The organism is Hyphomonas polymorpha PS728, from assembly GCF_000685315.1.
In the GTDB taxonomy this organism is placed as follows: Bacteria; Pseudomonadota; Alphaproteobacteria; order Caulobacterales; family Hyphomonadaceae; genus Hyphomonas; species Hyphomonas polymorpha.
The window spans coordinates 24,320-39,618 of record NZ_ARYM01000030.1 but is presented as its reverse complement, the minus strand read 5'-3'; the positions used below and the strand labels follow the sequence as shown (position 1 = coordinate 39,618).

The 15,299-nt window shown below is 61.1% G+C and carries 13 protein-coding genes; 4 read left to right on the top strand and 9 right to left on the bottom strand.

Annotated elements, in window-relative coordinates; all coding sequences use genetic code 11:
* From HPO_RS17695 to HPO_RS17680, 4 genes are all read right to left on the bottom strand, one after another.
* Positions 1-1,092, bottom strand: a 1,092-nt coding sequence (locus HPO_RS17695; protein ID WP_051612784.1) for a relaxase/mobilization nuclease domain-containing protein, incomplete at its 3' end; no start/stop codon positions are given.
* Positions 1,089-1,448, bottom strand: coding sequence for a plasmid mobilization protein (locus HPO_RS17690; protein ID WP_051612783.1), 360 nt, complete (start codon positions 1,446-1,448; stop codon positions 1,089-1,091). The genes HPO_RS17690 and HPO_RS17695, both read right to left, overlap by 4 nt.
* Before the next feature lie 475 nt (positions 1,449-1,923).
* Entirely contained in the window at positions 1,924-4,533 is a 2,610-nt protein-coding gene (locus tag HPO_RS17685; protein ID WP_035601873.1) for a type IV secretion system DNA-binding domain-containing protein, read from the bottom strand.
* The gene (locus HPO_RS17680; protein ID WP_035601870.1) at positions 4,530-5,189 is read right to left on the bottom strand and encodes a hypothetical protein; all 660 of its coding nucleotides are present in this window, start codon (positions 5,187-5,189) and stop codon (positions 4,530-4,532) included. The genes HPO_RS17685 and HPO_RS17680 overlap by 4 nt, the downstream gene beginning before the upstream one ends.
* Before the next feature lie 399 nt (positions 5,190-5,588).
* Between HPO_RS17680 and HPO_RS17675 the strand changes: the two genes are divergently transcribed.
* Both HPO_RS17675 and HPO_RS20630 read left to right on the top strand, forming a co-directional pair.
* Positions 5,589-5,789 (top strand): hypothetical protein, encoded by a 201-nt coding sequence (locus HPO_RS17675; protein ID WP_035601867.1) that lies wholly within the window; start codon positions 5,589-5,591, stop codon positions 5,787-5,789.
* Between the two features lie 33 nt (positions 5,790-5,822).
* On the top strand, positions 5,823-6,032 hold the full coding sequence (locus HPO_RS20630) for a hypothetical protein (protein WP_157532911.1): 210 nt from the start codon (positions 5,823-5,825) through the stop codon (positions 6,030-6,032).
* 326 nt (positions 6,033-6,358) lie between these two features.
* Here HPO_RS20630 and HPO_RS17670 read toward each other — a convergent pair whose 3' ends face one another.
* The 3 genes from HPO_RS17670 to HPO_RS17660 form a co-directional block, all read right to left on the bottom strand.
* Positions 6,359-7,669 carry a tyrosine-type recombinase/integrase gene (locus HPO_RS17670; protein WP_051612782.1) on the bottom strand — a complete coding sequence of 437 codons (1,311 nt, stop codon included), beginning with the start codon at positions 7,667-7,669 and terminating at the stop codon, positions 6,359-6,361.
* A 297-nt stretch (positions 7,670-7,966) separates the two neighbouring features.
* Entirely contained in the window at positions 7,967-8,593 is a 627-nt protein-coding gene (locus HPO_RS17665) for an FMN-dependent NADH-azoreductase (RefSeq protein WP_035601865.1), read from the bottom strand.
* 142 nt (positions 8,594-8,735) lie between these two features.
* Positions 8,736-10,016: an FAD-dependent oxidoreductase gene (locus HPO_RS17660; RefSeq protein ID WP_035601863.1), complete on the bottom strand. Its 1,281-nt coding sequence runs from the start codon at positions 10,014-10,016 to the stop codon at positions 8,736-8,738.
* 184 nt (positions 10,017-10,200) lie between these two features.
* On the opposite strand from HPO_RS17660, the gene HPO_RS17655 reads away from it, so the two are divergent.
* Positions 10,201-11,769, top strand: coding sequence for an ATP-binding protein (locus HPO_RS17655; protein ID WP_035601860.1), 1,569 nt, complete (start codon positions 10,201-10,203; stop codon positions 11,767-11,769).
* Positions 11,770-11,771: 2 nt separating this feature from the next.
* Here HPO_RS17655 and HPO_RS17650 read toward each other — a convergent pair whose 3' ends face one another.
* The gene (locus tag HPO_RS17650; protein WP_035601857.1) at positions 11,772-12,638 is read right to left on the bottom strand and encodes a pirin family protein; all 867 of its coding nucleotides are present in this window, start codon (positions 12,636-12,638) and stop codon (positions 11,772-11,774) included.
* A 120-nt stretch (positions 12,639-12,758) separates the two neighbouring features.
* On the opposite strand from HPO_RS17650, the gene HPO_RS17645 reads away from it, so the two are divergent.
* Entirely contained in the window at positions 12,759-14,069 is a 1,311-nt protein-coding gene (locus HPO_RS17645; protein ID WP_035601854.1) for a metal-dependent hydrolase family protein, read from the top strand.
* A 93-nt stretch (positions 14,070-14,162) separates the two neighbouring features.
* Here the strand turns inward: HPO_RS17645 and ald are convergent, their stop codons facing one another.
* Positions 14,163-15,284, bottom strand: a complete 1,122-nt coding sequence (gene ald, locus HPO_RS17640) for an alanine dehydrogenase (RefSeq protein WP_035601850.1) — start codon at positions 15,282-15,284, stop codon at positions 14,163-14,165.
* Positions 15,285-15,299: the final 15 nt, after the last annotated feature.

The following is a 15,299-nucleotide window of genomic DNA, read 5'->3' as shown; positions in this document are numbered from 1 at the left end:
CTCAAAATACATGACGACGGACACGCCCGTGCGCTCGGCCTGCTGATCGTACTTTTCGAGGGCGGCGGCGCGCATGGCGTCTGATTGCGCCATCTGATCTGCAAACTTCACATCCAAAGCGTGCGCAGCTTGCGCGCGTTCGGTATGCTGTAGCTCAGCAAGTTTGCGCATGTCATCGGCATGCCATTCCTTCAAAGTCTCTTCAAGCTTTTGAGGATCGGCCGCTTCCATTGCGGGCGGCTCGGTGATGGCAAGTTCCTGCGGCTCCGCTGCGGGCCTCGGCGGGCGCTCGGCCTGGATCGACTTTGCCTCTGCAACGCTTGGCAAAGCGTCGGCTTGCACATCGGTCATGAAGTCGCGCAGATCCTTGGCAGTCACGCCTTTGATCTGCCGTGCGAGGCTATAGACCTCGCCAGCCTGATCGACGATCACAAAATCGCGGCGGTCGCCCTTGGCAATGATAAGTCCATCGTCGTCCAGCTTGGCGACGAATGCGCTGCCGCTGTCCGCCGCATTATAGTGAGAGGTGACGCGATCCTTGAAGGCCTTGGGGTCGATGCCCGAGCGTTCGGCCTGCTGCCATTCAGCATGGTTGAACTCGGCGGCTGGGATGGGCTGATCAGCAACACGTTTTTCGTGTTTGCCAGGCACGAGATCGTGCCCGAACTCCTTTTCAAGCGCGGCGCTGGCCCGTTCGTGGGCGTGATAGTTGTTGCTGTCAGAAACCAGCGTCATCGTGTCGATGTCGGTCCGCTGCCAGACCACGTGGATATGCTGGCGGCCATTTTTTTCGTGCAGCACAACGGCGCGCGGCTGGCCGTCGAGGCCAAGCTCGCGTTCAAGCACTTCCACGGCCCGCACCCATTGGCTGGCAGTCATGCTGTACTGCTCGGCGGGGTCGATATTGGCGTGGTAGAGGCCGCGCTTGCCTTTGGTGCCCTCGGCAATGAGTTGCCACTCCTTGAAGGCATCCCCGAGCGTCTGGGCGGAGGATTGCAGTTCGAGGATTTCGACGCGCTCGTTGGTATCGGCGCGGAGAAGGTGGGTGGCGAGTTGCTTGGGGCCGCTGCGGCTCTTGCCCTTGATGATCACTTCGTGGGCACCCCCAGAACGGCCAGAATGGCCTTGCGAAGATCATCATGGGCGGCGAGCGCCGCTTGCAGCCGCGCCTCATCATACTCGTTTCGAGCATTGAGGCGGTGGGCGATCTGGTTGAGGTTGTTGCCGACACGGCCAACCTCGCCAACGAGGCGGCGCAGCATTTTGGCGTCGATAGGGACGCGGCGCTGGGCGCGCGGGCCTGGATCGCCAAGCGCCGCAGCGCGCATGAACGCTCCTACGCTCATCCCTCGGAGCGCGGAGAGCTCATCAATGGCGGCGCGCTCGTCGGGTGTGACACGTACCGTGATCGTGTCACCCCTGCGCCGCTTTTCGCTGCCACTCGTCATGCGCACCTCTCATTTGTATGGCGCGGCAGTCTGCGGGGGCTTTGCCTCCGCTCGGTCCAGCACGGTGCTGGCCCTTGTTCCAAGGGCGGGCAGCCTCCTTGGTCAGGCTCCAAGGGCTCGAAGGCCCATGGTCGTCGCTGGGGACGAAACCCCAGTCTGGTTTCCAAAGGGCACGAAGGCTCTTTGGTCGTGGTTCCAAGGGGCGCGACAGCCCCTTGTGTCGTCGCTGGGGGCGAAACCCCAGTCAGGTTTCCAAAGGGCGCGAAGGCTCTTTGGTCGGGTGCACGGGGCGAAGCTCCTGCGCTCGGGGATGCAACGGGGTATGCAATGACCCCTTGCCAAGCCAGCCAATCGTTAACGATTGGCGGCGCGCGGTGTGACCGCGCATGGCTTGCAGACTCCCGAATTACCTCAGAATAGCAAAAAATCATTAACGATTGCCCGTCCCGCACCGCCGCAAAGAGCGCTGCGCTGATCAAAAGCTGTGTTGCAGTTCGATCACGTCCTGCCGTGCCAAACCTGCCCGTTGGATGTGTGCATAAGCATGCCATCTTCCCATGGCGATGAAGTCAGCGGGTGTCATGGCGGGGGCGGTTGTATTGCCCTCGGTGCGAAATTTGCGGTCCTGATCTTCCTGCCGCCATGCTGCTTGCTGCATTGCACTGAGCGCGGCGAGCTGTGTTGACTGGTCTGTCGCTTGGGGGACAAAGCGGTTGTCAGTGGCATAGGTGGGCTTGGCAGACGCCTGGCCAATGCCGGCGCGCGAGAGAAAGCCCATGGCGGCTTTAAAGAAGAACTGCGTGCCTGATCCCTCATCTGGCGATGCAGCATCATCGAGATGATCGAAGGGAGACCAGCCGCTGATCAACTTGCGCTGATCAAGGCTTTCCCACTGTCCGTCTCCGAAGACGCGGTTTCGCTCAAACTGGCCTGCTACCCAGCAGGCATAGGAGACGGTCGCCTGATCCTCGCTGCGCAGGAATATCTTGCTGCGCGATTGCTGCATGAAGTTTTCGGCGGCGTCCTTGCCCATGGCCTGCGTCAGCGCGGCGACGGTCTGGGTGGCAAAGACACCCGCAAGACCCGTCGAACGGGCGACGTTCCAGAAGGTCGCGTCCGACAAGCCCGTGGTCGGATCGACCGTGGCGAGTTCCTGCACCTCGTCCATGACGACAAGGCAGGGTTTGTCTTGGGGATTGGCGCCTGACTGTTTGAGCGCGGCTTCGCGCAGCCGCGCTACCCGATAAAGGACGGTTTTGAGCAAGATGGCGATCAGGCGCGCGGGCAAGCCGTCATCCACCGTGTTGAGCGTGACAAGCGCGATCTTGCCGTTCAGCGGCGCATCAAGGCTGGCCGTGACTGTGTCCAGCCCGCAGAGGAAACGTTCACGCAAGATCGGCGCACCTGCGAAGCCATCCATCAGTTGCGAGATATTGGCGATGATGCCTGTCTTTGTGTCCTTCGCCATCTCGGCCCAGGATTGGGTCAGATAGGTGTGGCTCGCGACAACGTCTGGCCCTGCCAGCCGCGCGGTGCGTTCTTCGAGCTGCGCGTAGGTGTCACGCTCGCCAGCGGCGCGCGCCGTTTCCATGCGGAGGATATGGCCAGTGGTCGCTTTGCCGATAGCGTCGAGCGCGGGTTGAAGGCGCTTTTCGTCGATGACGGCCTGATAAGCCCACCAGAGACTATAGGGGTTGAGGTGGCGCGCTTCGGCCTGGCCTTCGGGCGTTTCCGCGTATGCGCGCCCGATGGTCAGCATGTGCCGCATGACGTTTGCGGCCATGTCAGGCCAGAAGCTGTCACCGCGCCCGCCGCCCATTTGGGTGAGCACAGACCGCAGCGTGGCAGCGATCTGGTTGGGCGATAGCTTGGCGGTGATGTTCACGCCAAGCTCGCTTGCGCCCGTGCCGATGCGAACAATGTCAGCCTTGCGCCCGACCTGCTCGGCAATGCGTTCGGCGTCGCGCCACAAGACGCCCTTGGCGTCGGTGACATAGGCGCCGAACCTGGGCTCGGCGAGAACCTGCGTCATGAGCGGCTTCAATATGGCGGTGGTTTTTCCATCACCTGTGCCGCCAAAGACGAGCAGATGCTGGAAGAGCGACTCGCGATCCAGTGCGAGCGGCTGATCCTTGACGGGGGCGGCAAGATCGCCGCGCAGGCGCAGCGTACCCGTTCCCGATCCCACTTTGAAAAGCGGCGATCCGCCGAGGTAGCCATTGGCATGGCTCACCTGCCGCACATAGCCCGTATGGGCGAGTGCCCGCGCTTCGGCGCGGTAACTCCAGCGCACATGCGCGTCTTTGGAAATGGCCTCATAGGGCGCAGCGGCGACGCTGCGCCAATGCTCGACAGCGGCCACCGCAACGAGCAGGCCAATGCCAAGCGCGATCAAAACCCATGCAGCAATCAGCGCCGCTGCAAGCAGCAGCGCGAAAGCAATTCCGCCAGCGGTATTGGCGGCCATGGCCTGCCAGACTGCCCAGCTTCCGAGATAGATTGGCTCTTCGCCTGGGAATTGCTCCAGCAGGATTTGCTCGGCTGGACTCTCGCTGCGCGTAAAAAACGAGATCAGCCCAAAGATGATCGGCTGCGCAGCAAGTGCGATCAGCGTGGCTGTGAGGCCAAGGCGTCCTGCCGCTGTGGACAGTCCTTCATTAAAGTGGCGGTCGGCCATCCATGGCAAATCAATACCGCCAACAAGTTTGCCATCTTCCCAAAGAGGGCGGCGGATATCGTCAGGCACTTCGGAATAGAGAAACGGGAAGCGGTTTTCTGGCCACATCTCTTGCGCGACAGCGTCGCGATTGCCAGAGGCGAGCCCTTCCTTGCGCGCGCCAGTTTTTTCAACGGCGCGGGCGAACAGGTCACCTGCACGCTGTAGGGGAGGCACACGGGCGATCAGCCACTGGATCGGACGATCTGCGACCCATGCCACTGTGCCGAGTGCAAACAAAAGCATCGCTGGAAAGATGTTGAGCAGCGACATGGCAATGCTGCGCACAGGCGGCAACAACACAAGCGCAGCGACCACCGCGATGGCGGCGAGCGCCATCAGCAAACCTATATCAAACCCTTCGGTCATGATCTGTTACTCCCTGTGGTCGCGCTGGATGGCAGAAAGTCTCTCAGCGTTCCGATCACTTCATGCGGGCGCACGGATGTCTGGTCGCAGCGCAGAGCGGCGGCGAAGTCCAGGCAGTAATAGTCCCATGTGCCAGCGGCAGACTTGCGAAAGAGCCCGTAGGTGCGCGCAAGCTGGGGCGGCCGATCACTATCGGCTGATGGCGTATCGAGACGCACATATGAGGCAACAAGAACGGTATTGTTCTTGCGCAGCGCGTTGAGCGTGCCAGCTTCCCATCTGCCTGCCCAATAGTCTTCTATTTTGATTCGCGCGGCTTCTGCGGGCAAACGCCCCGCCGCGTTCAGTCTTTCGAGTGCCTCCGTGACCTGGCCTTGCACTTCTGTGCGGCTCACGGCTGCTGCGGGATTTTCAGGTTCGATCTGTATCGAAGCGATCAGCGGATCAAGCTGCGCGACTGCTGCGCTCAGTGTTCGGACATACTCGCGTTTGGCATTCGCCACGCGATCCGAGCGCTCGGCCTGCGGCGCGAAAATGAGCGCCAACGCCCCCAATGTGATGGTTGCCGCTGCTGCGACAAGCAGAAAGGGCGTTGCGTTTCGCCAGCGGGCGGCGCGCACGTGCCCGTCTGTCACAAGCTCTTGCCATTGTGACATCGCGTTTCTCCTGTGGGCGCCTTCGTCAGGCTACTGAGAAGGCAGCACGCACACGATGATGCAGCCTGCGCATCAAGAAAACGGGATTCTATCAATGCGGGAATCTTTTCGCGTCGCGCACCAGATCGGGACTTACGTGATTTCGGATGTTGCGAGAGTTGCGGTTCGACCTTCTGTCTGACCTGACCCGTGAACTCAGTGCACGGTGTTTCTAATTTGAAGCTTCGCGAGCCGCGTCCTTCTCATTGGCATCCTTGCATCGGTTCGCCTCTATGCCCGCAAGCCCAAGTCTGGGCTTCTCCACTTTGTTTCGCACGAGTGCGGGCTGGCGATACGCGCTGCTCCTTGTCTGCCGTGAAGGCCGCGATGGTCGCGGTCTCCAAAACAAGGAGAAACACCATGTCGTTCATATTCACCCAGGCAGATTTGAAGGGTCTTACCGTTCAACAGCTTCGCGCCAAGCGCGCCGAAATCATCAACGATCTTGAAGCGCGCGGCCTGCGCCTCGAAGATTGCCCACATATTCAGATCAGCATTCGTTTTATCGATGAGGCGCTGGCGCGCATCATAAGCCGCAATATTAAGCCGCGTCGACCGTAGCCGTGCTCTTGCTCGTCAGAGGCTATCAAGCAGATGGCGAACAAGCGCTTATGGCGCGCCTATCAGAAAGATGATGACTGCTTTTCGTTGAGGCGGCACATCGTGCCCCGCATTCAGATTTCTAAGATGGCTGATCGCGTCCGCGATCCTGAAACGCCGCCGTTCGTCGCGTTCGCTCCTCACTATGCAGAGGCAGAGCGGTTCCGCTCTGCGGGAATACGGCAGTACAGCCGTTTGAAGTGAGTTGGTGCGGGCGGCCGGAATCGAACCGGCACGAACCTTTCGGTCCTACGGATTTTCTTACCACTTCGACTTTCGCCGCCGCCACGTGCGTGGCGTTTGTGGTCTGGACTATCCCTTCACCCTGGCCGTTCGGCTTTAGGTGCTGCCCGTCTAGTCTCTACACCTTCCCATCGCTGGGCTTGGCTCGGGATTGCCAGTGAAGGTTTCCCCGAATTTGAGCAGTTCTACGTCTCGGGTTTCCACGAGCGCACTCAATCTGTTTTGGCTTAAGTCCGTTGCGTCTACCAGTTTCGCCACGCCCGCGTGCCAAGAAAAATATAGTCTTTTTAGGTTTCGGCATTCAAGGAAGATTTGCGGCGGCGACGGGTGGGAGGCTTGTCGTTCCCGTCGTCTTTCACAGCTTTCTTTCTTTGTTTTCGCACGTTGATGGCCGATGCATCCAGCGTGTTCTTGATATGGGAAGCGTAGAAGTTCTCGATCATTTCCACGCTGGTGCGGCAGTTCTTGGCGATTTGATAAATATCTGCGCCCTCCATCAGGCGGAGACAGATGTAGGTGTGACGCAAGCTGTAGGCGGTTCGCCGTTGCCCTTCGCGGTCTTCGCGAAGATCCAGTTCGGCAAGAAGGGTATTGAAGAGATCGCGCTGGAAGCGCGGGAATAGCTTGGCGGTCGGTGCCCCGCCGCTGCGCTTTTGGAGGCGTTTGAATGGCATGACAGCGCCAGGCATACTTTTGCAGTAGCCGACGCCGCGCTTTCCTCTGACCTCAATTTCGAGGATGCGTTCGCCCGTTGCTTCATCGGTTACGATGGCAACGTCTCGATATTCGAGGCGCAGGGCTTCATCTGGTCGAAGCCCTGTGTTCACCATGAACAGGATATAATCATGGAGGTTTTCGCACTCTGTGCGCCAGCGCTCTTTCTTCGGGTTCAATGCGCGTTCGCGTGAAGCCTCATACAAGCGCTTATAGTCTTCGGGTGAAAACCATGCCCTGTGAGTGATCTTCCCTGATTTTTTGTAGGGTGCCGACATGTCGGGCAGCGCTTGAATCCAGCCTTTGCGGTTGGCTGTCTTTAGGACTTGTCGAAGCGTCACCATTTCTTGGTGCAGCGTGCTGCGCGCGGGGCGCTTCCGCGCTTCACCACTTTTGTCTTTCTGAGGTGTTGCGCGGTGCGCGCGATAATCTTGGATCAGTCCAGCATTTATCTCCGAGAGTGCCTTTTCCCCGAAGAAGGGGAGCAAGTGCACACGCAAATGGGTGTGTTTCTGAATCATATAACGATCATTGCGCTCGCCTGCCGTGATCGCCGTAGCCTCCTTCACGAAAGCCTCAGCGGCTTCGCGGAAGGTCGGCCCTGTAGCTTTGACCTTGCGGCGGCGGTCGATCAGCCCTTCCGGCTGAGCCTCGTGATCTAGTGTCTCATAGAGAGGAAGCCCGCGTTTTCGGCGACGCTCTTCGGCGTAGCGCTCCATAAACCATTCCCGCGCAAACTCCTTCGCGAGGACGATGCTCTCTTCCTTGGTGCTCGTTCTGTGGTTGCGGCGGTTGAGGTAAGTCGAACACTGCCAGTATCGGCTGTTCTCGCGCCGATACAGGTGCAGCTTGCCGTCCATCAATGTGTATTTTTCATACTCCATCGTGCCACGCCCAACATGTGTAAGACATGTGTAAGTATAACACATCTGAGGAAATGCCGTCAAACTTTTGATTTTATTGTGGTTTATCAGACGCAGATTTTTCCTAATCTGCTTTTAAGTCCCCTGTGTCTACCGTTTCACCACGCCGGCACCTTGGGAGGGAGCGTTAAGGCGCGCCTTCCGGCTTGGCAAGCAAGGGATGTCTTGAGGCCCCAAACGCAAGGCGCCCGCGCTCCGGGGCGGGAGCGCGGGCGCACGTCGCTGCGCGCCGGCAGGGGTGGCCGGCGGTGGGGGAGATCAGGCAGCGACGGTGGAGAAGGAGCGGGCGACCCTGGCAATCTCGGTTTTCGCGCCGGCAATCGCGGCATCGCGTGCTTCGGGGCCATAGCCGATCTTTTCAGCATGGATGAAGGTGACGTCCGTGATGCCGATGAAGCCGAGCAGGTGGCGCAGGTAGGGTTCCTGGAAATCTGCCGCGGCGCCGGGGCCTTCCGAATAGAGCCCGCCGCGCGAGGTGAGCACGATGACCTTCTTGCCTTTCAGCAGGCCTTCCGGGCCTGCCTCGGAATAGCGGAAGGTTTCACCGGCGCGCAGCACGAAGTCGAACCAGGCGCGCAGAGAGGTTGGCACCGAGAAGTTATACATCGGGGCGGCGATGACGATGGTGCCGGCGGCACGCAGCTCTGCAATCAGTTCGTCGGAAAGGGCGCGGGCTGCAAATTCCTCTTCGGTGGCAGGCGTGCCGCGTACCCCGGCAAGGTTTGCCGTGGTCAGGTGGGGCACAGGATTGCTGCCAAGGTCGCGGCGCACGACGGCCGTGTTCGGGGCCGCCTCAAGCGCGCGGCTGACCGTTTCCTCGATCAGGATGCGGGACACAGACGCGCCGGTATTAGCGCTGGAATTGATGACGAGAAGATTGGACATCGGATGCCTCCATTTGGCGTGTCGTTTCAACACCGCTGGAAATGGGGGCGGACGGGCGGCTTTGATCCCGCGGGCTCACGATAACATTTATGCAGGGATGTGATGAAAAACCGGTCCCTGCGGCCGCTCCTGCGCTGAAGGATCAGGCGCCCTGCTTGAGGCTCGACAGCAGTTTGGGGGTCAGCGCCTTGTTGAAGCGGGAGATATTGGCGACCGATTCGTGCGAGAAGCTCGCGCCCGAATACCAGGACCGGGCCTGCCCCTGCATCGCCTGCATCCGGCCAAGAAGGCCGCCTTCGATGGCCTTGAGATTGAGGTGGGGGAAATAGCGCCAGTTCTTGACGTTTACCACGTTGACCAGGCGCGCGCCGAGATCGGCCAGATCCCGCTCCAGGAAGACGCGCAGTTCCGGCACCGTGTAATCGCCCGGGATCTGGCCGGTGACATAGAGATGGCCGCCGAAGTCCGGGCTGTGCCCTTCATAACGCGCCGAGATAAGCTGGCCGGGATAGGAGCCCGGCAGGAAAGCCTTCGAGAAGGAGCGGATGTCTTCCTCGGTGAACCAGTTTTCCACGACGATCAGCGAGGTGGCATAGCCTTTCCATGTCACCGCATCGGCCACGGCGCGTTCATCCGCTGTCGGATCAGTGACGAGGCGCGCCCAGTCATCCAGCGGAATGGTGCAGGCAAGGGCGCTGGCGGCGAGTTGTTGCCCGTCAGCAAAATGCAGCAGCGCTTCCTTGGGGCTTCGTTCGATCTTGGTGATCTGATGGGAGAGGCGCACATCGAAATCTTCCGCCAGCACTTCCCAGAAATTCGACCAGCCCTGTGAGGGCATGATCAGCTTGCCGGTGGCGCCGCTGATGATGGCGTGATGGTCTACCCACATCATCGCCTGGTAGATCGACACTTCATTCAGATAGCCATAGCCCAGCGCCGTCACGGCGCGGTACATCATGCGCATGACCTTGGGCAGTTTCTGTTCGGTCAGCCAGTCTTCGGCAGACATGGCCGCCTCGGCCAGCGCGCGGGGATCATCGGGGTTTTTCTTCAGCCGGCCGAGCAGGTTCTGGCGGCGTGCCAGATAGATCATCACCTGCTGAGGCAGGGAGGCGCCGGGGGCTTCGTTCACATAATCGCGCATGCCGGCGCCATCGACCGTTGTGCGCCGGAGCAGGCGGAAAGGCTTGCGCTGGCGGCGCATCCATTTCAGCACGTCCTTATAGGCGCCTGTGGCATAGCAGGTGCCCATCTCGGCAATCAGGTCGCCAAGGTCCATGCTGTCGGACTTTCCGCCGAGCCGGTCTGCCTGTTCGATCAGGGTGACCTGTGAATAACCTGTGAGCCGCAGATATTGTGCAAGCGTCAGCCCGCCGGGGCCTGCGCCGACAATCGCCAGGGAAGTTCGATCCGGCAGGCTCATAGATAGTTATTCTTCGGTTAACACGACCGTGAAGGTCGCACGCTTCGGGAAAAACCGATCTTCATCATGTCCTGTTAGTAACGCTCGCATGAAGATGTCGATAGGCCTGTCAGACGTTATACTTTTCCCGCTCATTGGGGTCGGGAGATTCAAGCGCCGTGAGACGCCTGATGTCCCTGCCTATATGCACCATCGTCTGGTGTCACTACTGACGGTGATGGGCTTTATCAACATCGTGAACTCTGCTGCGGTCGTGTTCACGCTGTATGGCGAAACAAATACTGCGCTTCTGTTTGGCTGGATGATTCCGGTGTGGGTGTTCGCGATTTCGCAGATCGCCTGGAGCCGCAGCCGCTGGGACCGTTCGCCGGCGCGCCCTGTTCGCGGACGCTTCCTGCGCCGCGCTGAAGTGGCCACCGGTGTGGTCGGTGCCTGGTGGGGCCTTTGTGTCATTCTGGCGCCGGCGGGCGATGTCGGCCTCAAAGTGTCGATGTTTGCCATCGTGTTTGGCATGTGTGCCGGCGTGGTGGCCGTTGTTTCGCCGGTGGCGAACGTGGCGGCCCGCTTCCTGCTCGGCGCGGCGACCACGGCAACTGTCGGATTTTTCCTGGCGCCCGTGGGCCTGCCGGCCACAATCGTGGTGCTCGGCCTTGTTCTGACGCTGGCCTCGGCTTTCGCCAGCCTCAACGCCTATCGTAACCTGCTGATGGAGATGGAGGCCAAGCGCCTCGCCGCACAGAACCACGAACAGCTGCTCGATGCTGTGACCGCGATCCCGGAAGCGTTCGCCATCTATGATGCGGCCGGCAATGTGATCATCCAGAACGCTGTTCACCAGCGCTGGTTCCCCAAGGGGCTGGACAAGACGGATTTCCGTCCGGGAACGGACATGCGCAAGCTGGCCGATGTTGGCGGCGTGATGCGGTCCTGTGTGCCGACCAGTTCGGGTGGCCGTGTGATCATCCACACCGATGTTTCCAAGATGGACGATCTTCGTCAGGAGGCGGACGAAGCCCGCCGCGATGCCGAAGAAGCCCGCCTGGCTGTGGAGCGCTTTGTGGGCTCGGTGACGCGCGAACTGCGCCTGCCGCTGCGCACCCTGCGCACGATTGCCTCGCGCTTTGAAACCCGCAGCAATATTCCTTTTGACGACAAAGAGATCCGCCTTGCCGGTGACAAGATGGTGAGCTTCGCGGACCAGGCGCTGAGCCTCGTGGATGAGGTGCTCTCCATCACGCAGGGCGGCGACAGTGTGGTTGACGGCGCGGACGTGTCGCTGAAGACGACGCTGGCGCAGGTGATCACGCAGAAGCATTCGGCGATCACCACGCTGGGCGTGGAGATTGACGAGCCCAGCGGTCAGGACGCGATGATCGACAGCGCCAAGGCGGCCCGTGTGCTGTCGCGGGTATTCTCGGCGGTTCTGCTCGAACTGGGCCAGGTGTGCCGGGGCGGCGGATCGCTGCGCGTGCGCTGCGGGGTGCGCGGTGAGCAGGGCTGGGTGTCCGTCGAGGCGGCAAAACTGGCCAATGGCACGCTGCAATCGGAACTGACCGAGGATTATCTGTCGGAAAGCTCTGAGAACCGGCTCGTCTGGCGCGCGCTGATGCAAACCATCGGTGGACAGATCGAAATGCGCGAGGCACGTAACGGATCGATCGTGTACATCCTGAAGTTCAACACCAACGCCACCTCGACCAAGCAGGGCGACGCCGAAGCGCTGGCCCGCCCGCATTCCGGCCGCGCTGCCTGAGGTCAGCCCTCGGGCAGGGGCGTGAATTCCTGATCGTCGCCATCGGGCAGCTTCATGCGGCCCTGCTTCCAGTCTTCCTTGGCCTGTTCCAGGCGTTCCTTGGACGAAGACACGAAGTTCCAGAAGATGAAGCGTTCGCCGACAGGTTCGCCGCCGAGCACCATCACGGTTGACGCTTCATCTGCAGTTACCACGACGTCGCCCTTGCCGAGCACGGCCATCTGGCCCGCGCCGATCTTCTGGCCGGCCACGTCCGCGCTGCCGCTGGCGACATAGACCGCCCGCTCAGGATATTCATCCGGCACCTTGCGGCGGGCGCCTGTCTCCATTTCCCAATGCATGTAGAACATCGGGGACCGGGTATTTACCCGCGCGTCGAGGCCCTCCGCTTTGCCGGCGATCAGGCGCCCCTTGAGACCGGTCTCGTTCCAGACCGGCAGGGTGTCGGCGGGGTGATGCCAGAAGCCGGGATCGATTTCCTCGTCCTCCGTCGGGAGGGCGACCCAGGCCTGGATGCCGTGCATATGGGCGCCGTTCATCCGGGCATATTCGAGACGTTCAGAATGGGTGATGCCCTTGCCGGAAGTCATCCAGTTGACGGCGCCCGGCTGGATTTCCTGTTTGAAGCCAAGGCTGTCGCGATGGGTCATCGCGCCGGAATAAAGATAGGTGACTGTCGAGAGGCCAATATGCGGGTGGGGCCGCACATCCAGTTCGCGCGGGATGCCGGGGGCGAAATCCACAGGGCCCATCTGGTCGAAGAAGATAAACGGGCCGACCATCCGGCGTTTGGCGAAGGGCAGCACGCGGCCCACTTCAAAGCCGCCGCCGAGGTCTCGCGTGCGCTTGTCGATGATGAGTTCGATCATGATAGGCCTCCCTTGTCTGGCATCAGTGTAGCCCACATGGGCGCGATGATGAGGTTTTTCTCGCCGCGTGCGTCTTATAAGAGTTATGTCAAATCTGTTGATCCTGGGAGGACTTATCCAATGACCCTATCAAGGCGCTTCCTGCGCACGGCCGCCATCGCTGCATTTGCCGTCGTGGCTGCATTTCCGGCAGCAGCTGAAACCGTCATCATCCATGCCGGCAAGGTGCTGGATGTGCCGGGCAATCCGGTGCGCGGGGCGACCACGATCACGGTCACCGATGGCAAGATCGTCTCCCTGGAGAATGGCCACAAGGCTGCGCCCAACCGTTCGGTGCGCGTGATCGACCTGAAGGACAGCTTCGTACTGCCCGGCCTGATCGACAGCCACGTTCACCTGACCTCCGACACCGGCGGCATTGCCGGCCAGCTGGAAGGCGTGACCCTTTCCCCGGCCGCCCAGGCTTTCGATGCCTGGACCAATGGCATGAAGACGCTGAACGCCGGCTTCACCACCGTGCGTAATCTGGGCGATGGCGACGGCGCCGTGATGGCTCTGCGTGATGCCGTCAAGGACGGCCAGATCATGGGGCCGCGCATCCTCGATTCGGCCGCCTCCATCTCCGTATCCTCCGGCCATATGGATGGGTCGCTGGGCTTCCGGGACGATCTGCGCCCCTTCTTCAAGGCGGAAGGCAACACCTGCGACGGCGCGGAAGACTGCCGCCGCGCGGTGCGCCTGCAGGTGGCGCGCGGGGCGGACGTGATCAAGCTGGCGACGACCGGCGGGGTCAACAGCCGCATCGGCGCGGGCCTTGGCAAGCAGATGTTCGAGGACGAGGCGGATGCCATCGTCGCCACGGCCAAACTGTTCGGCAAGAAAGTGGCCGCCCATGCTCACGGCGCAGACGGCATCCGCATCGCGCTGGAAGCTGGCGTCGACTCCATCGAGCATGGCACCATCCTTGATCCGGAAACCATTGAGGTCTTTGTCGCATCCGGCGCCTATTACGTGCCGACGCTTTCGACCGTGAACGGATATATCGAGCGGATTGAAGCCAACCCCGACGCCTATGAGCCCGATGTGCGCGCCAAGATCGATTGGCGCATCGGCATTACCGGCAAGAGCCTTGAAGTGCTCCACCCGAAAGGCGTTCCGATTGCTTTTGGAACCGACGCCGGCGTATCCAAGCATGGCCGCAATGCCGATGAGTTCGAACTGCTGGTCCGCTTTGGCCTGACGCCGATGGAAGCCATCGAGGCCGCCACCGTCAACGCGGCAGACCTGCTTGGCGTGTCGGATATTGCCGGCACCCTGGAGCCGGGCAAGAGTGCCGACATCATCGCCGTCAAAGGTGATCCGCTGGCGGACATCAAGGTTCTCAAATCCGTGAACTTCGTGATGGCCCGCGGCCAGGTGGTCAAGCAATAAGCTTCTGCCGCTGGCAAAGGCTCCTGCCAGCGCAAAAGAAAGACCCCGGACAGAAGCGTCCGGGGTCTTTTTGTTTTTGCAGGCGGCTGATGATCAGACGACGGTAAGCCAGTCAGGCCGCACATATTTCTCGCCCAGATCCCGCGCGACGAGCTTATGCGCGATGGTGCCCTGATCCACCGTCAGGCCATTTGCCAGATGCTTGTTGGCATTGATCGCCGCGCGCGCGCCACGATTGGCAATCTGCATCACGAAAGGCAGCGTGGCATTGTTCAGCGCATAGGTGGAGGTGCGCGGCACCGCGCCGGGCATGTTGGCCACGCAATAGTGCAGGATGCCGTCCACCTCATAGATCGGATCATCATGCGTGGTCGGACGGCTTGTCTCGAAACAGCCGCCCTGGTCAATCGCGATGTCAACCAGCACCGAGCCGGGCTGCATTGTGGAAAGCTGCTCGCGGCTGATCAGCTTGGGCGCCGAGGCGCCGGGGATCAGCACCGCGCCGATCACAAGGTCTGCATCCTTGATGGCTTCGGCCAGGGAGTGCGCGGTGGAGTACATCGTGTTGACCGTGCCGCGGAACTGCTCGTCGAGTTCGCCGAGGCGTTCATTGTTGCGGTCGAAGATCCAGACATCGGCGCGCATGCCGACGGCGATTTCAGCTGCGTGGGTGCCCGAGACGCCGCCGCCGATGATGACGACCTTGGCGGGGGCAACGCCCGGAACGCCGCCCATCAGGATGCCCCGGCCGCGGCCCTTGGTGCGCATCAGCGCGCCGGCGGCCACCTGCATCGACATGCGCCCGGCCACTTGGCTCATCGGACGCAGCAGCGGCAGGCCGCCGCGCGCATCCGTTACGGTTTCATACGCTATCGCCAGGCAGCCCGAGTTCATAAGGCCCTTGGCCTGCACTGGATCGGGCGCCAGGTGAAGATAGGTGAAGAGGGTGTGATCCCTGGTGAGGCGCGCGGTTTCTTCCGGCTGCGGTTCTTTCACCTTCACGATCAGTTCGCTCTCGCCGAAAACGGCGTCCGCATCGGGCAGGATGGACGCGCCGATGGCGGTGTAGGCTTCGTCGGCAAAGCCGGATGCCACTCCCGCGCCGGCCTGGATGTTCACCTGATGGCCAGCGCGAACGAGTTCGCCAACGCTTTCAGGTGTCAGACCGACACGGGATTCCTGCTTTTTGATTTCTGTTGGAACACCAATTCGCATGTGCCTCTCCTTAGG